The organism is Paraperibacillus marinus, from assembly GCF_046237605.1.
Lineage (GTDB): Bacteria > Bacillota > Bacilli > Bacillales > DSM-1321 > Paraperibacillus > Paraperibacillus marinus.
In genome coordinates this window covers 2,563,701-2,588,789 of sequence record NZ_CP143542.1, presented here as the reverse complement: position 1 = coordinate 2,588,789, position 25,089 = coordinate 2,563,701, and the positions used below count along the sequence as shown (strand labels likewise).

General features: G+C 45.7%; 20 protein-coding genes and 2 pseudogenes. 16 read left to right on the top strand and 6 right to left on the bottom strand.

The features are described from left to right. Positions 1 to 343: 343 nt before the first annotated feature. Positions 344 to 613: a hypothetical protein gene (locus tag V1498_RS13085; protein WP_409294162.1), complete on the bottom strand. Its 270-nt coding sequence runs from the start codon at positions 611 to 613 to the stop codon at positions 344 to 346. 165 nt (positions 614 to 778) lie between these two features. Here V1498_RS13085 and V1498_RS13080 point away from each other — a divergent pair, with 165 nt between their 5' ends. Next, positions 779 to 4,030, top strand: coding sequence for an SNF2 helicase associated domain-containing protein (locus V1498_RS13080; protein WP_409294161.1), 3,252 nt, complete (start codon positions 779 to 781; stop codon positions 4,028 to 4,030). Positions 4,031 to 4,051: 21 nt separating this feature from the next. Here V1498_RS13080 and V1498_RS13075 read toward each other — a convergent pair whose 3' ends face one another. Together V1498_RS13075 and V1498_RS13070 are read right to left on the bottom strand one after the other, a co-directional pair. Then, a complete protein-coding gene (locus tag V1498_RS13075) occupies positions 4,052 to 5,407 on the bottom strand; it encodes a DUF4179 domain-containing protein (RefSeq protein WP_409294160.1) in 1,356 nt (451 codons plus the stop codon). Then, on the bottom strand, positions 5,391 to 5,924 hold the full coding sequence (locus V1498_RS13070) for a sigma-70 family RNA polymerase sigma factor (protein ID WP_409294159.1): 534 nt from the start codon (positions 5,922 to 5,924) through the stop codon (positions 5,391 to 5,393). Before V1498_RS13070 ends, V1498_RS13075 begins: the two co-directional genes overlap by 17 nt. A 283-nt stretch (positions 5,925 to 6,207) precedes the next feature. On the opposite strand from V1498_RS13070, the gene V1498_RS13065 reads away from it, so the two are divergent. The 9 genes and pseudogenes from V1498_RS13065 (at position 6,208) to V1498_RS13025 (ending at position 15,382) form a co-directional block, all read left to right on the top strand. Further along, positions 6,208 to 6,699, top strand: a complete 492-nt coding sequence (locus tag V1498_RS13065) for an alpha/beta fold hydrolase (protein WP_409294158.1) — start codon at positions 6,208 to 6,210, stop codon at positions 6,697 to 6,699. Between the two features lie 11 nt (positions 6,700 to 6,710). After that, on the top strand, positions 6,711 to 6,875 hold the full coding sequence (locus V1498_RS13060) for a hypothetical protein (protein ID WP_409294157.1): 165 nt from the start codon (positions 6,711 to 6,713) through the stop codon (positions 6,873 to 6,875). Then, positions 6,832 to 7,091: pseudogene (locus V1498_RS13055) on the top strand (MBL fold metallo-hydrolase); the annotation flags it as partial. The gene V1498_RS13060 and the pseudogene V1498_RS13055, both read left to right, overlap by 44 nt. 48 nt (positions 7,092 to 7,139) lie before the next feature. Beyond that, positions 7,140 to 7,621, top strand: a pseudogene (locus V1498_RS13050) (iron chelate uptake ABC transporter family permease subunit); the annotation flags it as partial. 260 nt (positions 7,622 to 7,881) lie between these two features. Beyond that, on the top strand, positions 7,882 to 9,684 hold the full coding sequence (locus V1498_RS13045) for a sensor histidine kinase (RefSeq protein WP_409294156.1): 1,803 nt from the start codon (positions 7,882 to 7,884) through the stop codon (positions 9,682 to 9,684). Positions 9,685 to 9,689: 5 nt separating this feature from the next. Further along, positions 9,690 to 10,856, top strand: coding sequence for a response regulator (locus V1498_RS13040; protein WP_409294155.1), 1,167 nt, complete (start codon positions 9,690 to 9,692; stop codon positions 10,854 to 10,856). Next, complete coding sequence (locus tag V1498_RS13035; protein ID WP_409294154.1) at positions 10,856 to 12,130, top strand: ABC transporter substrate-binding protein; 1,275 nt, start codon at positions 10,856 to 10,858, stop codon at positions 12,128 to 12,130. Before V1498_RS13040 ends, V1498_RS13035 begins: the two co-directional genes overlap by 1 nt. A gap of 145 nt (positions 12,131 to 12,275) precedes the next feature. Continuing rightward, positions 12,276 to 13,739, top strand: a complete 1,464-nt coding sequence (locus V1498_RS13030; RefSeq protein ID WP_409294153.1) for a glycoside hydrolase family 68 protein — start codon at positions 12,276 to 12,278, stop codon at positions 13,737 to 13,739. Between the two features lie 104 nt (positions 13,740 to 13,843). Then, on the top strand, positions 13,844 to 15,382 hold the full coding sequence (locus V1498_RS13025) for a glycoside hydrolase family 32 protein (RefSeq protein WP_409299275.1): 1,539 nt from the start codon (positions 13,844 to 13,846) through the stop codon (positions 15,380 to 15,382). Positions 15,383 to 16,426: 1,044 nt separating this feature from the next. On the opposite strand, the gene V1498_RS13020 is transcribed toward V1498_RS13025, so the two are convergent. After that, a complete protein-coding gene (locus tag V1498_RS13020) occupies positions 16,427 to 17,671 on the bottom strand; it encodes an MFS transporter (RefSeq protein ID WP_409294152.1) in 1,245 nt (414 codons plus the stop codon). A 427-nt stretch (positions 17,672 to 18,098) separates the two neighbouring features. Here V1498_RS13020 and V1498_RS13015 point away from each other — a divergent pair, with 427 nt between their 5' ends. Genes V1498_RS13015 through V1498_RS12990 form a run of 6 tightly spaced genes read left to right on the top strand, consistent with a single transcriptional unit; the run spans position 18,099 to position 22,177 of the window. Further along, positions 18,099 to 19,208, top strand: a complete 1,110-nt coding sequence (locus V1498_RS13015; protein WP_409294151.1) for a metallophosphoesterase — start codon at positions 18,099 to 18,101, stop codon at positions 19,206 to 19,208. A 34-nt stretch (positions 19,209 to 19,242) separates the two neighbouring features. Further along, positions 19,243 to 19,779 (top strand): HAD-IIIA family hydrolase, encoded by a 537-nt coding sequence (locus V1498_RS13010; protein WP_409294150.1) that lies wholly within the window; start codon positions 19,243 to 19,245, stop codon positions 19,777 to 19,779. A gap of 11 nt (positions 19,780 to 19,790) precedes the next feature. Beyond that, positions 19,791 to 20,246: a GNAT family N-acetyltransferase gene (locus V1498_RS13005; RefSeq protein ID WP_409294149.1), complete on the top strand. Its 456-nt coding sequence runs from the start codon at positions 19,791 to 19,793 to the stop codon at positions 20,244 to 20,246. 57 nt (positions 20,247 to 20,303) lie between these two features. After that, a complete protein-coding gene (locus tag V1498_RS13000; RefSeq protein ID WP_409294148.1) occupies positions 20,304 to 21,179 on the top strand; it encodes a pentapeptide repeat-containing protein in 876 nt (291 codons plus the stop codon). After that, the gene (locus V1498_RS12995) at positions 21,169 to 21,723 is read left to right on the top strand and encodes an HAD-IIIA family hydrolase (RefSeq protein WP_409294147.1); all 555 of its coding nucleotides are present in this window, start codon (positions 21,169 to 21,171) and stop codon (positions 21,721 to 21,723) included. Before V1498_RS13000 ends, V1498_RS12995 begins: the two co-directional genes overlap by 11 nt. Next, on the top strand, positions 21,710 to 22,177 hold the full coding sequence (locus V1498_RS12990) for a GNAT family N-acetyltransferase (RefSeq protein ID WP_409294146.1): 468 nt from the start codon (positions 21,710 to 21,712) through the stop codon (positions 22,175 to 22,177). The genes V1498_RS12995 and V1498_RS12990 overlap by 14 nt, the downstream gene beginning before the upstream one ends. Before the next feature lie 213 nt (positions 22,178 to 22,390). Here the strand turns inward: V1498_RS12990 and V1498_RS12985 are convergent, their stop codons facing one another. Both V1498_RS12985 and V1498_RS12980 read right to left on the bottom strand, forming a co-directional pair. After that, entirely contained in the window at positions 22,391 to 23,185 is a 795-nt protein-coding gene (locus V1498_RS12985) for a PAS domain-containing protein (protein ID WP_409294145.1), read from the bottom strand. A 156-nt stretch (positions 23,186 to 23,341) separates the two neighbouring features. Further along, positions 23,342 to 24,991 carry a diguanylate cyclase domain-containing protein gene (locus V1498_RS12980; RefSeq protein ID WP_409294144.1) on the bottom strand — a complete coding sequence of 550 codons (1,650 nt, stop codon included), beginning with the start codon at positions 24,989 to 24,991 and terminating at the stop codon, positions 23,342 to 23,344. Positions 24,992 to 25,089 lie beyond the last annotated feature (98 nt).

The window sequence follows — 25,089 nt, the reverse complement described above, 5'->3', positions numbered from 1 at the left end:
TCGAGTTCTCTATCTGAAAAGGCAGCATTCTTGTGGTATTGAGTCCCATAGAATACGAAAAGGTGTATGAATTGGCGCAAAAGTCAATCCCAATCCTGCATTTATTTCCTCTGTGTAAAGGAGTTATCGAAGTACAAAAGAATCCTTCAAACAGAGGCATCCAAGCTAAGATGCGGAAGAAAAAAACACGCCTATGATATCCGGATATTGTCTATTTTATTGACTGAAGTCCAAAAGCTACCAAATATATAACTAAATAAGGAACAAACCCCTTTTTCTCCAACTGAAATTCGAAAAATGGGTTTGTCTATAATCTGAGAGCTGCTTATTGCAGCTCTTTCAATTAGCAAATAGAAGCTGCGCCGTTCTTGACTTCACCATCCGGCTTCACATAATCCGTTCCTTCCTCACAGTTCTCCGTGTTTTTCCACTTAATGATATATTCATTGAATTTGGTCTTTACAGAAACGATTTCCACTTTTCCTATATCTCCAGTATGTTCTTCAATAACCAAAGCCCTGGCATCCTTTTCAGAGAGCTTGGTTTCAATTCTGCTGCAGCCGCCAAGAAGCAGTGCAGGCAGTACCAGGTATAAAGTCCATCGGTTAATCATTTGCACACACCCTTTATGGAGATAGACGTTGTTTTCAGGAAAAGGTTACCTCTGTGCTGTCCCAACCGTAAAAGATTGGGAAATCCTGACCTTGCGTTGGCTCTGTGGTATGATGGAAATATTGAAAATGGACGGAAGTTGTAAGGAAGGTGCAGAGGTTTGGATATGAAGCTGACGGATGGGATGATTATGGACAGGTGCGGAGGTGTTTCCTACAAGAGGGGGGCGGCGTTTTACCGGGCGGATAAAGTTGCTTTTTTAGCATATGGGGAGTCTTATATCGAAGCAGAGGTGTATGGTACGGAAGTGTTTCATGTGACGATCAGGCAGGATAGGGAGGGTAGTATGGTGACGGCCTGCAGTTGTCCGTCGCTTGCGTCGTTCCAGAAGGACTGCCAGCATGTCGCGGCCGTTCTCCTGGCCTGCAGGGATTTTAGACAAACCGGTACAAGTCCGCGCCTGATAAATAAAAGCGGGGAGGACCCGTGGAGTCTGGCGGAGGATGTGTTATCGCTTTTCAACTCCGGAGTTCCTGCAGCGGGCGGCAGGCGCAGCCGTTTCGAAAACCGGAGGGAGCTTAATGTAGAGTTCATCTGCACACTGACGGACCATACGGGCGGCAGCCATGAGTTCGCCATATCCATAAAGGCAGGAGACAGGCAGATTTCCGCCCTTCTTCCCTTTCTGCTCAGCGTAAAAATGGGACAGCGCTGTGTGCTGTTCGATTCGCAAATTTATGACCCTGAAAGGCATTGCTTTGATGAAGCATCAGACTCTGTTATAACTCTCCTTGCCCAAATCGCCCAGGATGAGGCTGCTTTACTTGATCACGGGAAGTCAGGGGAGGAAGGCACTCTGATCGTCCCGCCTTCCTCTCTGCAAAAAATCCTTGAGCTGCTGAAATCAGCTCCTCATGTAAAGCTGAAGCAGGGCGGCATGCTATATGACAGCATCACCTTTAGAGATGGCAGGCTGCCCCTGCTATTTGAATTTCAGGAAGAGAAACAGGGACTGACATTCAGTGCAATGGGGCTGGAAAAGGCTGCTGTCATCACTGATCATCAGCTGGTGATTTTTGAAGGGGGAGTGTACAGCCTCGACAGCGCAGATTGCCATCGCTTGTTCAACCTGAAAAAAATGCTTGGAGGCGCAGGCTACAGCCGGATGAGGATTCCCGCGGCCAGTGCGGACCTGTTTTTAGAAAAGGTGGCAGGCGGTCTGCAGGCCCTGGGAGAGGTGAAGATTTCAGGGAATATATCTGCCATCCTTACCAGGACGCCCCTTAAGGCAAAGCTATACTTGGACCGGGTGAAAAACCGGCTGCTTGCGGGACTTGAATTTCATTATGAGCATGCTGTTATCAATCCGCAGGGGGATGATGGGCTGTTTGCCGGGAATATGTATATCCGCGATAAGGAAAAGGAGCACGAAATCATGCAGCTCATGAAGGAAAGCTCTTTTTCCCAGACAGATGAAGGCTATTACCTGCACAATGAAGCACTGGAATACCAATTCCTGCATCATATACTCCCAAAGCTCCAGGATCTTCTCCAGGTATACGCCACAACGGCAGTCAAGAACCGGCTTTTTAAGCCTGGTACACCGCCGCAGGTGCGGATCAGCATTAAACGGGAACGAACCAATTGGCTGGAGTTTTCCTTTAAGCTTGATGGTGTAGGGGAGGATGAGATCAGGGGAATCCTTGCAGCCATTGAAGAAAAACGAAAATATTACCGCCTGAAGGGCTCGATTCTATCACTTGAGACAAAGGAAATGCAGGAGATGGGCCGGTTTCTTGCCGGCATATCACCTAAAGCAATCCAGGGAAGCTCTGGAAGGATCCCGCTGATTGAAGGACTGAATGTGCTCAGCAGGATGGATGAAACCGCCGTTTTAAAGTATGAGAATTCATTCAAGGAACTGCTCCAAAGCCTGAAGACGCCGGATCCCGGATCTGTCCTGATTCCGCCCCGGTTCAGCCGGGTCCTCCGCGGGTACCAGAAGGAAGGCTTTGTCTGGCTGAAAACCCTGGCCCGGTTCGGGTTTGGAGGGATTCTTGCCGATGATATGGGACTTGGCAAAACCGTACAGGCTCTTGTCTATATTGAATCGGTGCTTGATCAGATTAAAAATGACAGAAGTCCGGCACTGATTGTGTGTCCTTCTTCTCTTCTCTATAACTGGCTTGGTGAAATGATGAGGTTCATGCCGGGAGTGAAGGCAGCAGTCATGGATGGAACCCCTGAAAAAAGGATGAAACTGCTTGGTGAAGCCGGCCGGATGGATGTGATCATCACATCGTATCCGCTCCTGAGGAAGGATATCGCCTGGTATGCAAACCGCTCCTTTCATACCGTCTTTTTTGATGAGGCGCAGGCTTTTAAAAATCCGGGAACTGCAACGGCAAGGGCAGTGAAACAGATTACGGCCGGCCATCGCTTTGCTCTAACCGGCACACCTCTGGAAAATTCCATAACCGAACTCTGGTCCATATTTCATGTGGTATTTCCCGGGCTGTTTGCAGATCTCAGAGAATACAGCTATCTCACTCCAAAGCAGATTGCAAGAAGAGCCAGGCCTTTCATGCTGAGACGGGTGAAGGAGGATGTTCTTCCTGAGCTTCCGCAAAAAATTGAGACCTCGGAGACACAGGAGCTGCTTCCTGCGCAGAAGACCCTTTATGCAGGATACCTGGCAAAGCTGCGTCACGATACCCTGAAGCATCTGGACCGGGATACCGTCAGAAAAAACCGGATCAAAATCCTGGCGGGAATCACCCGGCTCCGCCAGATTTGCTGCCATCCTGGCTTATTCGTCGATCATTATAAGGGCGGTTCAGCTAAATTCAATCAGCTCCTGGAAATCCTGGAAGAAGCCAGGCTTGCCGGTAGAAGGGTACTCGTTTTTTCACAGTTCACGAAAATGCTTGGAATGATTGGAAGGGAAGCTGCCCGGAGAGGGATGCCCTTTTTCTATCTCGACGGTGAGACACCGTCACATGAAAGAGTGCAGCTGTGTGAGAAATTCAATAGAGGTGAGCGGAATCTCTTTCTTATTTCCCTAAAAGCCGGCGGCACCGGACTTAACCTGACCGGTGCTGATACGGTCGTGCTGTATGATACCTGGTGGAATCCTGCTGTCGAAGAGCAGGCGGCAGACCGGGCCCACCGGTATGGACAGAAGAGCACAGTACAGGTGATCAAGCTAATCGCCCGCGGCACCATTGAAGAAAAAATGAACGAACTGCAGGAAAAAAAGAAACAGCTCACCGAATCCATCCTCGCCGGAGAAGCCAGGAACACAATGGCCCTCACTGACGAAGATATCCGCGAGCTGCTGGGGGAAAGTCCTCCATTTTCCGATCCTCTCCCAAAAGGGGAAGATGGGGAGAGACATAGACAAACGGCTGCGGACTAAGGACCGCTGCCGTTTTTCTTGCTAATTTTTTAATTCAATCTTAACAGGGGGCAGCTCCACACCGCCGGCATTTCTCATAAGGACACCAAAAGGTACCATGAGAGAGAAATCTTTTTCCTCGCCATTTGTCACAAAAGTGGACTCCAGGAAAACTTCTTTCTCATTTATTACCCGCCCCCGGTTACCGTAGATAAGGGACTCAGGCTTCAGATGATCATAGAATTCCTGCCAGGTCAGTCCTTTTGCCTCATCTTCCGTTCTTATAAGGTTCATAACATCGGCAAAGTTTTGTATTACGTCTTTCTTAATGGAGCCAGGTACATCATTAAGCTGATACTGTACCACAAGCTTCCCTCCTGCACGTTCCCAATTTTTCACCGTGAGCCGGTATGGAGTCCGGCTGCTTTTCACTTCAAAAGGAGTCTTTTGAAGCGGATGTATGGCCGGAAACTCGTCCTGATTGAATCGGGGGTAAATCATCAGATGTTTGACGTCATCCGGAATCTTGCCACCGAGCACCAGCTGTGTGGAACTTACAGAGCTGAGCGGGAGCACACGCCCTTTATCATCCATCACTTCGGCATCAAAGCTGTCCTCAGCTCCATCGGCAGGTACTGTTGTTGTATAATTTAGAACCGCAGACGCATGGGCACGGATGACTGATTTCATCTCAAAGGAATACCCAGCTTTCTGAGACGCTCCGGCTGACGGAATTTTTTCAGCAGAGAGCTGTTTGACGGGCACCGAGAATTTCCATGTGCCATTCTGGCCGCCCATGCTTGTGAAGGTAAGGGGAAGCGTGAAATGTTTTGGAAGTTCTGCGCCTGGATAATCAAGCTCTAGTGCCCCGATATAGCTGCCGCCTTTCTTCTTCAGCGGCTCCATGCTCCCGGACCACTGCTTCTGCTCCGAACCGTCAAACAGCTGATGGCTGTAGCCGGCTGCCGGCTCTGAATCGGTGACAACGGAGGTCAGCCCGTCACCCTCGGCTTTAAAGGTGATGCCAATCCGGTTTCCATCATAGTAGGCACTAGTCAGCACCACACTGACGCCGCTGCTGACCGCCTTCTCATTCAGTGATGTAACAAGCTTTGCTTCCTCAAGCTTCCTGCCAGTTTCAGAATGGAAATCTTCATAAATACCGCCAATGACCGGAACGCTTGCCAGAACTGAACCCATCGACGGGGAAAGGAAGCCTGAGGTGAAGAGCAGCACCGCTGCCGCAGCTGATACGGCTGCACTTGCCTTCCTGCCGGATATCCATCTTCGCTTTGCTTTTTCCTGCCGGCCGCGCTCCATACCGGTTTCGATTGCTTTCATCACTTCATCCATTGGCACTTCAATTCCTGACATCTGCTCTTCAGCCCATTTGTTCATGGGGCACCTCCTTCAAAATGGTTTTTAATTCCAGCCTGGCACGTCTTAGATAGGTCTTCACAGTACCCTCCGGCTTTTCCATCGCCTCGGCAATGCTTTTGATCGGCCAATCGTGATAATAAAAAAGGATGATGACAGTCCGGTAATTTCCTTCAAGCTTTTCCAGAGCAGTTGGCAGGTCCTGGCATGACTGTGGAGGAATATCAGCACTGTCCAAAAAGGCGTTAATCACATCATCGCCAGGCAGGAAGCTCTTTTTTCTTTTATTCAGCAGTGTATAGGAACATCGGATCAATATTTTAATAAGCCAGGTACCGAAGTATTCCGGATTTTTTAGTCCAGAAATGGATAGAAAGGCTTTATATGCCGTTTCCTGGACAACATCGAGCGCATCTTCCTTATTTCTCACATAAAGAAAAGCGGTTTTATACAGCTTTTCACCCTGAGCTTTAATGAGGGCAGAAAATGCCTGTTCATCGCCACGCACAGCCCGTTTCACTAATTCAATTTCGTTCATATCCTGTCCCTCCTTTCAACTATTAGAGCAGGGATTGATGGGGAAAAGTTTCAGGCTTAATAAATATTTTTAAAATCATTTTCTAGTAGATGGTAAAATGAAGAAAAAAGAGGAGGAATTCCTTTGAAGAATTCATTCGAACATTTCCATTAACGCTTACAAAAAACTCCATATCCTCGGCCTCCACCGCAGCATATGAAAGGCAGATACTAAATAGGAGGGATATCCGAATGGATTGGAAAAAGGATAAAGATTAATAGAAAAGAATTATATGTAGAAACATTTGGAAAAAAAAGAAGCCAACGCTTTATTATATCTGCACGGAGGACCAGGGGAAAGATGTTTTGATTTTTCTTATCATCAGGGAGAAGTACTGGGTAGGAACCTTTATACAGTCATGCTCGACCAGCGTGGAGTATGCAGATCGGAGGCAATTAATGAATCGGAACGATTCGGCCTGGATGATATTATTGAAGATTGTGAGAGTTTAAGACGGTGCCTCGGTATCAGAAGATGGTCCGTGCTCGGCCACTCTTTTGGAGGTTTCCTCGCTCTTTTATACGGAGCGAAATATCCGGACTCCGTACATAAGCTGATTTTTGAGGCACCGACCTTTGACTTCAGGCTGACAGCGATCGCCCTTTTGAAAAAAACGGCAGAGCTCTTTGGAGGGCAGGGGAGGAAAGACCTTCAGGGAGAATGCCTCCGCCTTGCCAAAAGCGGGAGCGAAACAAGGGAGCTTGTGGAAGGCATATGGGTCTCAGCGGGGAGCTAGGCGATGAAAGAATGCAGATTTATACCTATAATTTCAGCCATCCTACTGATACCAGCATATACAGGGAAGAGGAATGGGACGCATTCTATGACCGTTTCGATATTCCTTACAGCCGGTTAAGGGACGAAGGAAGATTCTGCTTTAGAAGAACGGGTGAAATCTGGATTGGAAATTGAATTTTGTGCCAATGCAATCAAAAAAGAATTTGGAAGCGGAAGAAATATTATCATTTCATTACCAGATTTATCCTTTGATCAGAGAATAGAGCTTGATCTTGGAGGAATATCTTGTCTATTGCAACATGTAGGTGGCGATCATTCCCCTGACTCTATCGTTGTCTATGTCAAAGAAGAAAAATACTATTTCTCGGCGTCTGTATTTATGCAGATATCTAAACAAAAGGAATTAAACGACTCAACGTACGATCCTTGTGTGAAAATTCGTACAGTTGGACTGCGGGAATGCTGCCAGTCATACTCGTATTGACCGGGGTGGGATTTTCTATGCCCTCTCAGGTCTGATGATTGTCCTTATTTCATCTGCTGATAGCCAAAAGGTGGATTTTATTGCAAAATGGCTGTCAGGAAACATATGGAGTGCGGACCGGCCTTTCATTTGGGCCATCCTTCCATGGGCTGCGATTCTCATCCCCTTTACACTGTACAAAGCGAATTGGCAAAACCTTCTTGGGATGAGTGAACCTGTGCCGATAAGCTTAGGTGTCTCAGTTGAAAAAGAAAGGGCGGTCCTGCTGCTGACAGCGGTGGCGTTTGCAGCAGCAGCTGTCTCTGTCGGCGCCTGGCTGCTGCTTCTGGCAGAAACCATCGGGAGAAACATCATTGAACCCGAAGGCATACCTGTGGGGATTATAACCGCTTTAATAGGGGCTCCTTTTTTAATTTATTTGTTGATGAAGCAGTAGGAGAAAAAGCACACATTATTGTAAAAGCTGAAGATGTCTTCAGCTTTTTTGTTTGCTTTATCATCTTCAAATCTCTGGCGCAGCGCAGATTGGAACATAATATAAGCCCGAACTGCGAAATATAAGGATACATGCCCTTACATGAATCCTACTTAAGCATGATTGACTTGGTTTTTTGATTTGATATAGTTTTAGGATGCTAAAGTGAGAAGATAAGATCAGACTAAAAAAAGAGCCTTCTGCGAAAGGGGGTGCCTCCTGTGAAAAGCATAAAAAGCCGCTTATTGATCATGCTGCTGACTTTCATCGTTCTGCCCTATTTTCTGTCCGTTTTTTTCATCTACACTTATACAAAAAACAGTGTGGAGCAGTATGAACTTGAAAACAGCCAGGAGCAGCTTCAGAAGAATGCGGATGAACTGAAGCAGTATTTTGACGACATGATTGATTATCCATATATTCTGTACCGCAATCCTGATCTGTTTCGGATTTTTAATAACGGCTTTGAAGACTCCATTTATTTCAGCCCCATGGCCATGGAAAAGAGTCTCGAAACCTTTTATCTAATGAGAAACGAATTCCGGCAAATCCGTTTCTATATTGCTAAAAACAATGAGTCATTTACAGTCTATAATGCAGTGATCAGCACACACAGGTATCAGCCGAATTTTCTGAAACAGGACCCGATCAAAAAGCTGAATACATCTGACTCACAATATTTGATTGAGCCGCCCCACCCTCTTGAGAATTACAATAATGCAGCCATTGTTCCAAAATCGGACAAAACGATGGTGATGACTTTTCACCACAAAATTACAGACGTTCTTTCTAACAAGTTTCTTGGGATGATTACAATCGACATTGATTTGGGCGAGTATGCCCGCATTTGCAATAACCTTGTCCAGGGAGACGCATCTTCTGTTTTGCTTATTGATTCAATGGATCGCGTAATGTATGCAAATGATCGTGCCCTGATTGGAAAACCTCTTCCTGCCGATGAAAAGCAGCGTCTGAACGGGAATAGGAGCCGGCATGATGACGATATTCTCTTATCAAAGGAGTTATCAGGGTCACTGAACGGCTGGAAATTGATTAAGATCATGTCGAGTCAGGCTTTATATGAAGATGTCAGGAAAACCGCCTATACCAATATCATTGTCGGCATCGGTGTAGGAATACTGGGTTTGCTGATGATAGGCATTATCTCAACTAGGATTACCCGTCCCATTACGAGGCTGAGCAGCAAAGTCCGCTCCATTGAAGGCGGAAATATGAATGTTCCTTTTGATGATACCAAAAGCGATGAAATTGGCCATTTGGAGTCACACATGAAGGATATGATGAACCGGATCAATTCCCACATTGATCGTGAATATAAGCTTGAAATTGAAAACAGGAAGAACCAGTTCAGGGCGTTAAAATCACAGATCAATCCTCATTTTCTGTTTAACGCTTTACAATCCATCGGCGCTGTTGCCCTCAGGTCGAATGCACCAAAAGTCTATCAATTGCTGACTTCGCTGTCCAAAATGATGCGCTACTCGATGCAGGCAGATCAAAGGGTACGGGTTCGGGATGAAGCTGAGTATACAAAAGCGTACCTCTCCCTTCAAACAGAGCGTTTTGGTGAAAATGTAAGTTACTCGATCAATATCGATGAGTCCATTTTGGACATGACTATTCCAAGTATGATTCTGCAGCCCCTAGCAGAGAATTTCTTTAAACACACGTATGAGGAAGGTTACAGCAACGCTCATTTGTCCATTAACGGGGAAAAACAAGGAAACGATCTGTGCTTTACTGTAGAGAATGATGGTCCGGGTCTGACGGAAGTAGAGCTTCAAACCCTGCGGGAACATATCTATACACCCCCTTACGAAGGGACTTATTCGCTTGAACATATAGGCCTGAAGAATATTCGTGACAGGCTGCTTCTGGGGTATGGACCAAGTGCAGAAATGAAAGTAGATTCGAATGACGGACAGGGGTTTTCCGTCAGCATGAGGATCCCGATAAAGACCGTCCTTGGGAATGATAAAGACTTACTTCAGGAAAGGAGATGAACACGGTGAAAGCACTGATTGTCGATGATGAATTCAATGTGCGGGACGTCATACGCCATTTAGGCCAGTGGGAAACATACGGCATCACCAAGCTATTGGAAGCCAAAAATGGCCATGAGGCAAAATCACTGATTGAGAAAGAACGCCCGGAGATTATCTTTACAGACGTGAAAATGCCCGGTATGGGCGGAATCGAACTGATTGAGTGGCTGGATTCCATTTCCTATCCGGGGAAAGTTATTTTCATTACTGGATATAACGATTATTCCTATATGCGCAAAGCCATTCAGCACAGCAGCTTTGATTACCTGCTGAAGCCGATTGAGTATGAAGCGTTCAATCATACACTGGAAAAATCGGTACAAGCCTGGAAGGATGACTTTGAACATGCTGAAGTGCTGGAAGATATGAAAAAACTGCGGATAAACCAGTTAGCCACTGCGATATGTCTGGGGGATCGTTCAGACTCAATCAGCCTTGCCGCGTTTCTTCCTGAATCGGAGGGCTATCAGCTGACATTGCTCTCCTTTTACCAGATGCACAATCCGGAACTCTATATCCAAAAGCTTTCAGATGAGCTTACGGACCGCAAATTAGGAAATGCGTTTTCCTTGCAGACGAATCTTAACCTCTGCCTTGTTATCACCATTCGCGATCAATGGCTCTCCGTTGAGGAATGGATCAGCAAGGAGTTCGATATCCCTATAAGGCTTGTAACTGAAGAGCAGATAGGAACTTTATCGGATATCAGGACCTCGTTTCAGGCTCTGCAGAAAAAGCTCGAGAAACAAAACTTCCGAACCATCCACCGTCTGGATGAAATAGATGCTGCCCGCCGCATGGAAGACATGGTTTCCTATGTTGACATGTATTATATGGAGGATTTGAGTCTGGAAAAGCTGTCGAATGTCTTCTTTTTAAGCCGCGAGCATATCTCAAGAAAGTATAAGCAAGAAACCGGAATGACCCTGTCCAAATACATCACGGAGCTTAGAATCAGCCAGGCAAAATCGTGGCTGAAAGAAACAGACAAAAGCATTTACTCCATCTCGACTATGCTTGGCTATCAAGATGAAATCTACTTTTCAAAGCTATTTAAAAAGGTCGTCGGCATGACGCCTTTTGAGTTCAGGAACAGGAACGAACAACATGAATCTAAAGGGGGGACATGATGAAAAACAGGTTTTTATCCCTTTTGTTAATCGGAGCCGTCAGCCTGCCTCTTTCTGCATGTCAGGACGAAGCCCCACCAAAAAAAACGGAAAAGACAGAGCGAAAAATCACGCTGGAATTAAGGAATCCGAAAGTGGAAATCTCCACTCAATTTGAAGAAATGACGCGTGCTTATGAACGGGAAAATCCCCACGTCAATATCAGGGTACATACTGTTGGAGGCGCAATGGATGACCTCGCCGACCTAAAAGCCGAAATGGCGACCGGCACTGGTCCGGATATCTTTACAAACAGCGGCTATGAAAATGCCAAGCTGTGGCGGAACTATCTGGAGGACCTCTCAGGGGAGCCCTGGATTAATCAAGCATACAAAGAAGCCCTGACTCCGGTCACATTGGACGGGAAAATTTACGGAATGCCGGTTAACCTTGAAGGGTATGGCTTTATCTATAATAAGGATTTATTTAAACAAGCTGGCATTACTGAACAGCCCACCACTCTTTCTGAATTGGCAGCAGCTACCGAAAAGCTGCAGGATGCAGGTATTACTCCCTTTGCAACAGGCTACTATGAAGACTGGAAATTGGGCGACCATCTGATGAATGTTGCTTTTGCCCAGCAGAAGGATACTGATGCTTTTATAAGAAATTTAAATAAAGGAACGGAAAAAATCAGTACCAATCAAACATTTAAGGATCTCCTTGCCCTGCTGGATCTCACCATAAAGTACGGAAACGATAATCCGCTGACAACGGACTATACAATGGAAGTTAATCTGTTTACCTCCGAAAAAGCAGCCATCATTCAGCAAGGCAACTGGATTCAGCCGATGATCGATCAAGCTGCGCCTGACATGAACATCGGTTTTATGCCGATTCCGATTAATGACCGACCTATAGAGGAAGGTCTTGTCGTCAGCGTTCCAAATTATTGGGCCGTAAATAAACAATCCATTCCTGAAAAGAAAAAAGAAGCCAAGAAGTTTTTAAATTGGATGGTGTCGTCAGAACAAGGCAAACGGTTCATGACAGAAGAATTCAAATTCATTCCTGCGTTTAAGAACATTAAAACTGATGATATAGGGCTGCTCGCAAAAGAAACTCTTCGAAATTACAAAGATGGGAACACCGTCCCATCTAACTGGTTTCACTTCCCTGTTGGAATTAGAGAAGAATTCGGAGCCGCGACTCAGCTCTATGTCGGGAAACAGCTGAACCGCAATCAGCTGCTCAATGAATATCAGAAGTCCTGGGAGAGGTTTTCGAAGGAATAGCCTCTTGCCAGGGCTTTTTTTGGCTTCCAAAATTGCGATATCAATATACGACTAAATTTCAATCAATATGTGGCATACCTCTCTTTTCAGGAATCACCTATAATTCTATTGTACTAGCAAATACATAAAACCAGGAGGAAGACTTATGAACTTTAGCAGGCTTGCCACACAGGCAACAGCAGTAATACTCAGTACTGGCATTCTATTAAGCGGTACTGTTACCCAATCATTTGCAGCTCCAAAGGCTCCGGCAGATTACAAAGAAACGTACGATACTTCACAAATCACTCGATCAGCTATGAAAGATATGATTAATCAGCACGGTGATACTAGATATACCATTCCTAAGTTTGACGAATCCACAATTAAAAACATCCCTTCTGCCAAAAAAGTAACGGAATCAGGCGAAACCATTGATTTAGATGTGTGGGATACATGGCCATTGCAAAACGCTGATGGAACTGTTGCAGAATACAAAGGATATCATATCGTTTTTGGATTAGCAGGCGATCCTAAAAACGCGAGTGATACGTTCATCTACATGTTCTACAAAAAAGTGGGCGACGATTCCCTTGATGCTTGGAAGAATGCTGGAAGAGTATTTGATGACAATGATAAAAACGTTCCAAATGATCCTTACCTAAAAGAGCAAGCCGAAGAGTGGTCAGGTTCTGCAACCTTAACTGAGGACGGGGAAGTCCGCTTATTCTATACAAACCGTGAACCGTATATACCTGAGTCAGGAAATTATGGGAAACAAACCCTAACGACCGCTCAAGTAAACCTTTCAGAGCCAGATTCTGACACATTAAAAGTGGATGGTGTTGAGGATTACAAATCCATCTATGAAGGCAAAGACAGCAAGTACTATCAAACTGTAGATAAATTTGTAGAGGACGGAAATTCCGCTGATAATCATACCTTCAGAGACCCTCACTATGTAGAAGACAACGGCCGCAAATACCTTGTATTTGAAGCAAATACGGGTACAGAATATGGCTACCAAGGCGAAGAATCGCTATACAATAGAGCTTACTATGGCAACAGCAATAAATTCTTCCAGGATGAAAAAAGCAAACTTTTGCAAAGCCCTAGAAAAGAGTTAGCTGAACTTGCAAACGGTGCAATTGGAATTATTGAAATAAACGACGATTATACATTGAAAAAAGAAATGAAGCCATTGATTGTTTCAAATACGGTCACAGATGAAATCGAACGTCCAAACATCTTTAAAAAGGACGGCAAGTGGTATTTATTCACAAGTTCAAGAGGATCAAAAATGACCATTGATGGAATCGATAATCAAGATATTTACATGTTAGGCTACACGTCTAATTCCTTAACTGGCCCATATAAACCATTAAATAAAACGGGCATCGTCCTGCATCAGGATCTAAATCCATATGACATCACCTGGAACTATGCTCACTATGCGATCCCGCAGGCTGGCAGTGATAATGTTGTAGTGACTAGCTACATGACAAACAGAGGTTATTTTGAAGACAATAAATCTACCTTTGCCCCAAGCTTCCAGCTTAACATTAAAGGGAAGAAAACATCGGTAGTAAAAGACAGTATTCTTGAACAAGGCCAGATTACGGTTAAGTAGTTACCAGTGAAAAGAAAAAGAAAATGTCAGGAAACTTGGCATTTTCTTTTTTCTATTTTAAAAGAGAAAAGTGGTGAGTTTAAGTGAACAAAAAGAAATATAAGATGGTTGGATTATTCGTTCTTGGATTATGGATGGTTATTAGCACAGGAATTTTGATTCATTCATTTTATAAAACAAAAGAAGCTAATCCGCCAGATAAGGTAGAAAAGTACTCATACCGGGCTGCCTATCATTTTACTTCTCCTGATCATTGGAAAAACGATCCACAGAAGCCCATTTACTATGAAGGAAATTATCATTATTTTTACCTATATAATGGAGATTACCCGGATGGCAACGGCACAGAATGGCGACATGCCACCTCTAAAGATTTGGTTCACTGGAAGGATAAGGGAATTGCCATTCCGAAATATACGAATCCAAATGGGGATCCATGGACAGGGTCAGTCGTTGTAGACAAGGAAAATACAGCTGGGTTTGGGAAAGACGCTTTTGTGGCAATCGCAACACAACCCTCTAAGGATGGCCAGAAACAAGAACAATTTCTATGGTACAGTACGGACAAAGGAAATACGTTTACCTCTTACAGTGACGAGCCTATTATGAAAAATCCAGGAACGAAGGATTTTAGAGATCCAAAAATCATCTGGGATAACACGAATCAAAAATGGATCATGACCATGGCCGAAGGATCGAAAATAGGTTTTTATGAGTCTGATAACCTGAAACATTGGCGCTATACGAGCAGCTTTTCCACTGAGAACATTGGAGTTTTAGAGTGCCCTGACCTTTACCAAATCCGCGCTGATGACGGGACAGTGAAGTGGGTGCTGGGCGTCAGTGCAAACGGAAAAGCAGTAGGGAAACCAAACACCTATGCATACTGGACAGGAACGTTTAATGGAACAAAATTTCTTCCAGATAACAATGAACCGCAATGGCTAGACTACGGTTTCGATTGGTATGGCGGAGTTACGTTTGAAGATGGCAAGGCAAGTGACAAATTAGACAAACGCTATGCTCTCGCTTGGATGAATAACTGGGCCTACGCCGACAATACGCCGACATTAAAAGAAGGGTTTAACGGAATAGATTCTATAGTCCGTCAAATTGAACTAAAGCGTGAAGGGGAGAACAAGTATTATCTTTCATCACAGCCTTCAGAAGCATTAAAAGAATTGACAAGCTCAACGAATTCTTTTGATAAAATCGAAGTGGATGGATCGGAAACACTTGATGTTAAAGGAGATGCCTATCAAATAGAAGTAGACCTCTCATGGTCGGATTTTAAGCATGCAGGATTCAGGCTCAGGGAGTCAGATGATCAAAAACGCCACGTTGACGTAGGCATTTCTGCAGAAGAAAATTACTCATATGTCAATCGAGCATTCACAGATCAACCTGACGAAACAAATCAGTTCGTTGAAAGTACTGCACCATTTGATACCAGTAAGAAGAAGGTTCATTTAAAGATTCTCGTCGATAAAACGAGTATTGAAGTTTTTGTGGATGATGGAAAGTATGCTTATTCAAACTTAATATTCCCTCATGCTGAAGATCAAGGAATTACTCTCTTCTCCGAGGGCGGCAAAGCGATATTTAAGAATGTGAAGGTTACGCATTTTGATTCGATTAATTGAACCTCATCTTGGCAGATACCTTTCATATGTGTACACATACATTCTTTTTAAGAAATGACTCTTCAAATATGAACATTTACTAAAAGGCGTACCACCAACATTTCGCGCGCAAAACATACGTAAAGCAAATTTCGACATAGAAAAAGCATGATTTCTATACGCTAAGACTGTCTTATATGTCCTGCAACTTATCTTTGTCATATTAACTGAACATGGATAAATGAATGTGTTATTGAACATCAACAGATGAGGAAAATCCTCATAAATCCTTTAGCTATAAGGTGTTAAGAAACTTAAGGTTTTCTGAACAGAACCTTAGCGTATGTTTTCCGCATTTTGCTGGTTAGCCCCCATCAATTAATTCGGGGGAAATAAGATGACGGTTGGTAAAAGAGGCAGAATCGATATAAATTTGTATTATGGTCCATGATTTTTGCACTGCCACTACCACCTTTATATAGGTTAGTACGTGTTATCAACAAAAAAATCTGCCTTTAAGATGAAACTTAAATCTCTATCTAACGAATATCCTTCCTTTTCAAGTTCTTTTTCTAATTTCAATAACTTTTGGAATGTGGGTGGCATTTGCTTATACTTACCTAAATTAATCATTTTGTCCCCATTCAGAATGATTTGCCAACGGCTGTAATCGGTTAACCAGTATGTCTATCCCTAAGAAAACAAACTATTCCTCCGCTAATTCCTCTAATAATAATCAATTTACAGCCGCTGATTTCTTCCATTTATAAAGAATTCTTTATCCCATATTGCCTCCTTTAATATCCAACTCTACTAGTCACTTTGTTTTTTACTAAGAACTTCAACAATAAAGGGTTTTACTCCTTTTGGATGATATCCCTGTTAGTTTTTATTATGCCATTTTTTCTTGCCCAGAAATTGCAAAAAGCAGTGTGATTTCAGTTGCGAAATCCACTGCTTTTATATTTGTTTTTATATTAGCTTTTTCTTGTGGGGTACTTCAAAAGAGAACGGCTTAGGAAAACTCCCAGGCTTTTTTTAGGCCTTATTATTTAGCCTTCTTTATTAAACTTCCCTGACCTGCTGCTTCGAGTGGTCTTTCCGGATGAGCGGCATGAGGACCAGGATTCCGAGTCCGAGCAGAAGGGCGGATGCTTCGTACATGAGAACGATGGACAGGTGGGATTTAAGCCAGCCGGACATGGACATGGTGATGACCATGGAGCCCATGAAGAGCGGATTCAGGATCCCGTTGACCCGGCCGATGAATGCTTCATCGGTATTCTGCAGGATCATGGTGTTGATGCCGATATGAATGCATGGCATAAATACGCCGGCGAAGAATTGGAAGGCAAGCGTGATCCATAGTTCGGTCGAAAGGCTCATCCCTATGAATCCGATGGCACTTGCAGCCATTCCGATGATCAAGAGAAGCTGGGGCAGAGCTTTCTTGGCCAGCGCCACTGTGAGGCCGCCGCCAAGGATCATGCCGATTCCAAACGCTGCCATCAGCCACTGGAGGTCTTCTTTCGGAAGTCCGAGCCGTTCGGTGATCAAGAATACGCCAAGAGGCTGGGTCAATCCGATAGCCAGGCCGGCTGCTGCAAACGAACCCCCAAGCAGGGTGAGCGGCCGGCTGTTTTTCACATAGCGGAAACCGTCCTTCATTTCCTGCACCAGGGATGTACCAGCCTTTGCCTTTGCCTGTGCCCGGTCCGGAGGCAGCATCACAAGGACAGCAGCCGAGATCAGGAAGGCTGCACCCATGACTGCGATCGCAGCCATGATGCCAAAGCGCTGATACACGAAGGTGCCGATGATCGGCCCGAGGATCATGAATAAGGCAAAAACGGTCTGATACATCGACATCCCCATTTGCACCATTACCGGCGGTACATGCATCTTAAAGAGCTTCATGCCGGACGGCTGGGAGAACTGGGAGAGAATCGATGATACAAGGGTGGCAAAGAAGATGACCTTCCAGCTTCCGAAGAACAGGGTGATGAGCACTACAAAGATGGAAACGGCGCTCAACAGATCGCACCAGATCATGGTTTTCTTCGGCATCCACCTGTCTGCAAAGGTGCCGCCAATGAATGAGAATAAGAAAATCGGAGCAAATTCCGCGACTGATATCATGGAAACCGCCACTGGATTTTCATTAGTTTTTTCAATTACATATAAGAGGATGGAATAATTCCGCACCCAGATTCCGATCTGCAGGAACAATACGGAAATAAGGATGGTCCGGATCACCCGGTTCTGGAACAATGCGCCCATCGTCACTTTTTCTACTGCTGTGTTTTCCATAAAAAAACCTCCATTCCATTTCTGGACAGGAGGCTTTTACAGGCAGAATGGCAGCATAACACATGCTGCATCACAGGCTCATATAAAAGGGCTCACTAATCCTATCCAGAAAAATTAATCGAAAAGCATATGCTTTTTAGCGAATGTTTTCTAAGTTCAGGATTAGTTGTTCATCGCCCTAAGTCACCCTTTTCACAAATTGATATTCTCATACTACCCTAAATAGGAAGGGAAGACAATAGGATTTATCCGCTGCCATTTTACAATCTCCGAGAAAATCTGTCACTCAGAATTCATATGCTTAGAAAACAGTCTGGCCAGGATTCTGTGATTTTATAAGGATAAAACAGACCCGGGCCAGAGAAGGGATTTGTATCTTTCTGTCGAATATATCCCTATTATAGTGAAAATAGAAGGAGTAATATTAGTGGAAAAAATAGTAGGAGTATCCATCAAGAATCACAGAAGAACCCTGGTGATTTCTGATATTCATGGGGAGCTTGGTCTTCTGAAGGAGCTGCTTGAAAAAACAAACTTCACGGCGGAAGACTGCTTGATCATTAATGGGGATTTGTGTGAAAAGGGGAGCAGCAGCAGCGGTGTGATCCGATATGTCAGGGAACTTGCCCACAGTCATCCTCATGTTTATGTGACAGAGGGCAATTGTGAGGCAATCATGGATCACCTCATGGAGGAAAACCAGGAATTGATAGACTATCTGATTGCCAGGGAAAAGTCTTTATATAATGAGTGGCTGCATGAACTGCGGTTCACTCTCACTAAGGACACCAGTATCAGAGACGTGAAAGAATTGCTGGCTCTTCATTATAAAAATGAAATACAATGGATCAATTCACTTCCGACGGCCATTGAAACGGAGGATTTCATTTTTGTTCATGCAGGCATTGAAAATTGTGAAGACTGGAGGGAGACTCCCCGCATGGCGGCTCTCACCATGCCTGAATTCCTTGGAGGAAGTCATATGGCGGAGAAGGTGGTTGTAGTGGGTCACTGGCCGGTGTCCAATTATCCGTTCGTCCATACAGGGCAGAATCCTTATATCGATAGAGAGAAGAAGATCATCGCCATTGACGGCGGGAATGTCCTAAAGCAAACGGGGCAGCTGAATGCCTTGATCATTCAGTACAAGGACGGAGTTCCCCGTTATTCACATGCCTATGCAGATTCACTTCCGACTCTCGAGGTACAGGAAGATTTTTATGCAGACATCGCCATGCAGGGCGCGGTCAAGTATCCGGACTATGACCTGGAAATCCTCCAGAGGGGTAAGGATTTCACTCTCTGCCGCCAAGCCTCGAATGGCACAGAACTATACCTGAAAAATGAATATATCATATTGAGTGAAGACGGCATCTGCACCGCCAGGACAGACGTAGCCTGCTGCCAGCTTAGTGTTAAAAAAGGGGATATCGTCTCTGTTGTGGATGAAAACTGTACTGGCTTTGTACTGATCAAAAAAGACGGCAGGGATGGATGGACCGCTGCTTCAGTTTTAAAGAAACATGCAATCATTTAACAGAGGAGCAGGACCGCTTGGGGAGGGTAGAGACATGAAGATAAAAGCTGTTTTCATAGACAGAGACGGGACGCTTGGAGGCGGAAGCGAGATTGAATATCCAGGACAGTTCAAGCTGTATCCCGCTGCTGGAGAGTCGCTTCTTGCCCTGAAAGAAAGCGGGAGGAAGATCTTCGCCTTTACGAACCAGCCCGGCATTTCCGGGGGGCTGTCCACACAAGAGGCATTTGAGGCAGAGCTTAAGGAATTTGGCTTTGACAAGGCTTATATCTGTCCGCATCAGCATCAGGATGGATGCCGCTGCCGGAAACCCGGAATTGATATGCTTCTGCGGGCAGCAGAAGAATACAGCCTGACGCTGGAAAGCTGTGCTGTGATCGGGGACAGATGGACGGATATGCTGGCTGCCCAGCGAGCAGGCAGTTCAGGCATCCTCGTAAAGACAGGGGCGGGTGCATCTTCACTCTCCAAATACAAAAACCGGGAATATACCGGAGAGTGGGCTGATGTGCATCCGGTGTATATCGCGGAAGACCTGGAAGAAGCCGTTCAGTGGATTTTGACTAAATAGGAGGAGCTGTCATGGAATTTGAATTTCTGGATCAGCTGAATAAGATAAAAGGCGATGAAATCGATTTGATTGTGGAAAAAAGGCTGCAGGGGGACCCGAAGCGCAGCTGGGTGCCTACTTATTTTTATCACATTGTGGAGTCGGGTTCTGATATCCCGATCGGCAAGATCGATCTCAGGATCGGCTTTAATGAAAACACCTATTATGGAGGCAATATCGGCTATTCGGTCAAGGAGGCACACTGGGGTCATCATTATGCTGGGAAAGCGTGCCTGCTCATCAGACAGGCAGCCATTGCACACGGACTGGATAAGGTCATCATCACCTGCAATCCGGATAACATCCCATCCCGGAAAACCTGTGAATATATCGGGGCCAGATTGATAGAGATCGTCCCGCTGCCGCCATACAATGAGCAATATTTACGGGGAGAAAAGGAAAAGTGCATTTTTGAATGGAGTTTTTGACTATATTCAAGGTTTAGAGATTTAAAGTGAATGAAGTTGTATGAAGGGGTGTCAAACTTGTCAAACCTACCAACGAAAACATTCTCTGTGCCGTCCTTCCTGCAATCCGACTGCAAAAACTGCTTCGGCCTGTGCTGTACGGCCCTGCCTTTTGCAAAGTCAGCTGATTTTGCCTTCGATAAGAACAGCGGGACTCCGTGCCCGAACCTGGACGGGGAGTTCCACTGCCGGATTCATCCGCATTTAAGGCAGGAGGGTTTCCGGGGCTGTACGGTGTATGAATGCTTTGGGGCCGGGCAGAAGGTTTCCGGGATCATTTTCAAGGGGGAAAGCTGGAGAGATCATCCGCAAGTGTCAGGGCTGATGTTTGATGTGTTTCCCGTCTTTCAGCAGCTTCAGGAAATGCTCCTGTATCTCCATGAAGCAAGAACTTTTTCGGTGACCCTTCCCATTCACAGGGAGCTTGAAGCCGCCATGGAAAAGACAGAGAAGCTGACCAGGATGGAACCGGATGACATTCTGCAGGTTGACATTCAAAGCCACCGCTCCCGGATAAATGATTTGCTGCTGCAGACGAGTGAACGGGTCCGGAGAGGACGTTCTTCGGCTGTGAGCGTCAAAATGAAAAGACGAAAGGGAATGGCCTGGCTTGGTGCAGATCTGAGAGGGGCTGACTTGCAGGGATTGGACTTGCGGGGAGCTTTTTTGATTGCGGCTAATTTAAAGGGAGCCAATATGCAATATACAGATTTAATAGGTGCAGATCTGAGAGACGCCGACATCAGCGGAGCGGATTTGCGGGGAGCCATTTTCCTGACTCAGGTTCAGGTTAATTCGGCGAAGGGCGACCGGCATACAAAACTGCCCCGCTCATTCCGGATTCCCGAACACTGGAGAGCTGCATGTGAAGGGGAAGACTCCCATGAAAAATAAGATTCAGGCCGTATTCATCGATCGGGACGGCACCATCGGCGGAACCGGCCATTTTATCCATCCAAATGAGTTCGAGCTCTACCCCTTCAGCAAAGCAGCCTTCGACCTCCTGAAGCAGAATGGAATCAGGATGTTTGCCTATACCAATCAGCACCGGATATCGCGCGGGGAGGCTCTGGAAGATGACTTCAGGCGGGAATTCCATTCTTATGGGTTTGATGATGCCTTCATCTGCCCGCATAGTTCCCATGAGGATTGTGGCTGCAAGAAACCCCTGCCCGGGCTTTTGCATGAGGCAGCAGAAAAGTATGGGCTGGACCTTGCAAAAACAGTGGTGATTGGAGATACAGGATCCACCGACATGCTCGCCGCAGATGCGGCGGGCGCAGGCAAGGTGCTTGTCCAGACCGGCTGGGGCATGGGCTCGCTCGGGGAATACCGTCATACCTGGCAGGAAACAGAGCCGGATTATATCGCGAAAGACCTGCTGGAGGCAGTCCGGTGGGTTATAGACAGGGGAGGATCCTTTTTTGGGAAGTATTAAATTAAAGCTCTACGAAGAAAAGTATAAAGAGGCATTGGGAGAATTTGTCCTCCCGGCAGAGCAGGGACAGTTCACCGGTATGCCTGCTGATTATGAGGAAGCCGCCGAAGGTCAGAACCGGATTGTGATCGTAAACGGTGAGGAACCGGTTGGTTTTTTCCTGCTGCATTCTACCGGCAGGGTACTCGAATACAGCAGCAATGAGAGTGCCATGCTGCTGACGGCATTCTCCATTAATCACGTTCATCAGGGGAAGGGATATGCCAAAAGGAGTCTGCTGCAGCTCCCCGGTTTTGTGAAGGAACATTTCCCCTCCTGTAAAGAAATCACCCTGGGCGTGAATCACCGGAATGCCGCGGCCCAAAATCTCTATAGTAAAACAGGGTTTGAAGACACCGGGAGAAGGAAGATAGGGAAAAAAGGTGAACAATGGATCATGAGGCTTACGGTGTAACCCGCTGCCCTCTCCCTGTGGAGAGGGCGTTTTCTTGTGGAAAAGGGACGGAGCTGCATGTATCATAGGGATCCGGGCAGGTTGTGAACATCATGTATCTTGCCGGCATTCATGCCTGCCCCCTATTCCGCTCCACCGCCTTATTGTGTTTGTTCCTGTTCTACTCTATGTTCTTTCCATGCATGGGCAGAGAGTAAAAAAGTCATGTTTAGTTTATGCCGTCGGACGGAGCTTTTTGATTGCTGTCTTTATATCCTGGTATACCTTGATATGGGACAGATCTTCGGTGTGTTTCACCATGCTGATAGCTGCTTCAGGCGAGATGCCGGAAAGAACGAGCTCTGTGCCAAGCAGGCTGAGCCATTTATGTATGGAACCAATATGATGGCCAAATCGGCTGTTGGATGCAGCGATTCCCGATAAATCGAGCAGGAGGTATTGATCTCTGTTGATGGAATGATGATCGGAAAGAGTTGAAAAAAGAATGTCCACGCGCCGGTCTGAGAGAGTTCCAATCAGGGGAATGACAGATATCCCATCCTCGATCGGAACAATCGGAGTCGAGAGTTCCTCAATTTCCTCTAGTGCTGCACGAAGTTCATCCTGATAGGTGACTTCTTTGGTAATATCCTTTTGGACACCGACAAAATAATATTTTTGTTCGCTTTCATTATAAACAGGATCTATGGTCAATTGATTATAGAAGATTTCACCGTTTTTACGATAATTCAGCAGATTGACTGAAACGGATTCAAAGTCCTTCAACGCGTTCCGGATAAGTTCTATATCGGAATCCTTGGTCATTGGACCCTGGAGGAATCTGCAATTTTTCCCGACTACATCTTCAAAATCAAACCCTGTTATGCGGCAGAATCCTTTATTCACATTAATGATAGGATTATCAGGCAGATCCGGGTCAGTAATGACAATTCCTGTTTGGGATGCATCCAGGGCCGAATGCAGAAGAGCCAGGTTTTGATACGCAGAAGAATGCTGATGGCTTAACATATTATCACCCCTAAATCATTAGCTTTGTATTGACCATAACATAAACGTATAGAGAAAACGATTAATATCCATATAAGCTTTGCTTTAGATAGCAGGGATGCCGCTTTATAGCGTATACGGTGCCAGGGGATAAATAAGCGAAAACCAGCAAAACTCTCAGCCGGAGCGATGCTGGTTTTCAATATGGAAGCTCAGTTTATTTTTTCCTGTACGCTTCGAAATATACAAGGCTTCATCTGCAGAGCGGATATGCTTGATGGGATCTTCGTCAGACTTGGGCCAGAGGGCCGCACCGATACTGCAGCCCACAAAGACAGGTTTTTTATCCTGAAGGTAAAATGGCTGGCATAGTCTGCTTATGATGGCTTCCGCTGTCAGCGCTCCCTCCTTGACCGGATCCTCCTCCGAACAGGAGAGCACAACAAGAAATTCATCGCCGCCAAGCCGGAAGACAGCGTCATCTCCAGAGATACAATCTAGCAGTCTTTCGGCAGCATGCTTCAGCAGAAGGTCACCGGTATGATGGCCGTGTACATCATTTACCTGTTTGAATTCGTCCAAATCCAAATAAAGGAACATAATTTCTTTCTTATCTGCGATGGCCAGGTGCCTGGCTTTTTCCAAGTATGTATCAAGTGCGATCCGGTTGCGGAGCCCTGTCAATGCATCATGATGGGCAAGGGTCTCCATCCTTCCGAGCTCTGATTCAGCCTGGGTCATCGTTTTGACCAGCCTGTCGAGCGATGTGGAGAGGATGCTCATTTCTCTTATCCCCTTGAAAATGGGGATATCCACTTTTTCTCCTGCCTGAAGCTGATTGGCTGCATCGGAAATCCTGAGGAGCGGCCTTGTGATAAAGCCGGTTAAAAAGAAGCTGATGAGGCCAAAAATCAGGGAGGCAGCCAATCCCATTTTAAGCAGGGATGCCTGAAGCTCCTTGACTGGCAGGAATGCTTTTTCCTCCGGAATCCGCACAACCACCGACCAGCCGAGGCCCGCATAGTCCTGATAGCCGTCTCCATAAGCATAGCCGGTCAGATAATTTTTCCCATCCGGCCATTCTTCCACACTCCAGTGATTCAATCCTTTTTGGGCCGTTTTTACGGCATCAATGTTCAGCGGTTTCCCGACCATGGCTTTCGGGCCCAGGATGATCGTGTTATTCGTTTTGCTTACCACGAAAATTTCTGCTTCTTTCAAATCTTCCTTATATGGCTTGACAATTTCCTCCTGAACCTGCCGGGACCATTGCCAGCTTAAATGGGCTGCCAGCACTCCTTTCAGTTCACCGCCGCTCCCCACAACCGGCGTTGCGATGTCGACAAATTGAAGAGGTTCACCAGTTGGATTAGGCAGTTTCTTGGCCAGGAGGACGGCATCATGCACATCTCCTATAAATCTTCCTTTTATGCCTTCCTGATAGACCGGACGTTTGGAAATATCGACTCCCGTGAGGATATCCCCTGTCGAAGCGGTCACCTTGCCATTACTATCTGTTAAGCCCACCCAGGAAAAGGCGGGGAAGCTTGCCTTGAGCTGATCAAGCTGCTTTTTGATCCTGGCGGGATCCTCAGAATCCTGGATATCCTGCAGCTCGCTGATTACTTCAAGTTCACCTGCACGGGACCACATAAAGAAATCCAGCTTGTCTCCCATCTGATATGCAGCGGCAGATAACGTATTACCAATCTCCGCCTTAACCTTTTCCCCGGAATGCAGGCCGATTGTGAGCGCCAGGACACTGGCAAGGCCCAGAATTACGATAGCGATGATGCCGGCGATAAATGTCCTTAATCTTATATTCAACGATATTTCCTCCTAAAGTCCTGGTTGCGAAATCTATTATACAAGACTTATATACTATAAGTATATCGGCGAAACAAAAAAGCTGTTTATTAAAATGA

Coding starts and splice junctions, on each gene's coding strand:
- V1498_RS13085 (WP_409294162.1), bottom strand. CDS start 613: ATGATTAACCGATGGACTTTATACCTGGTACTGCCTGCACTGCTTCTT.
- V1498_RS13080 (WP_409294161.1), top strand. CDS start 779: ATGAAGCTGACGGATGGGATGATTATGGACAGGTGCGGAGGTGTTTCC.
- V1498_RS13075 (WP_409294160.1), bottom strand. CDS start 5,407: ATGAACAAATGGGCTGAAGAGCAGATGTCAGGAATTGAAGTGCCAATG.
- V1498_RS13070 (WP_409294159.1), bottom strand. CDS start 5,924: ATGAACGAAATTGAATTAGTGAAACGGGCTGTGCGTGGCGATGAACAG.
- V1498_RS13060 (WP_409294157.1), top strand. CDS start 6,711: ATGCAGATTTATACCTATAATTTCAGCCATCCTACTGATACCAGCATA.
- V1498_RS13035 (WP_409294154.1), top strand. CDS start 10,856: ATGAAAAACAGGTTTTTATCCCTTTTGTTAATCGGAGCCGTCAGCCTG.
- V1498_RS13030 (WP_409294153.1), top strand. CDS start 12,276: ATGAACTTTAGCAGGCTTGCCACACAGGCAACAGCAGTAATACTCAGT.
- V1498_RS13025 (WP_409299275.1), top strand. CDS start 13,844: ATGGTTGGATTATTCGTTCTTGGATTATGGATGGTTATTAGCACAGGA.
- V1498_RS13020 (WP_409294152.1), bottom strand. CDS start 17,671: ATGGAAAACACAGCAGTAGAAAAAGTGACGATGGGCGCATTGTTCCAG.
- V1498_RS13010 (WP_409294150.1), top strand. CDS start 19,243: ATGAAGATAAAAGCTGTTTTCATAGACAGAGACGGGACGCTTGGAGGC.
- V1498_RS13005 (WP_409294149.1), top strand. CDS start 19,791: ATGGAATTTGAATTTCTGGATCAGCTGAATAAGATAAAAGGCGATGAA.
- V1498_RS12995 (WP_409294147.1), top strand. CDS start 21,169: ATGAAAAATAAGATTCAGGCCGTATTCATCGATCGGGACGGCACCATC.
- V1498_RS12985 (WP_409294145.1), bottom strand. CDS start 23,185: ATGTTAAGCCATCAGCATTCTTCTGCGTATCAAAACCTGGCTCTTCTG.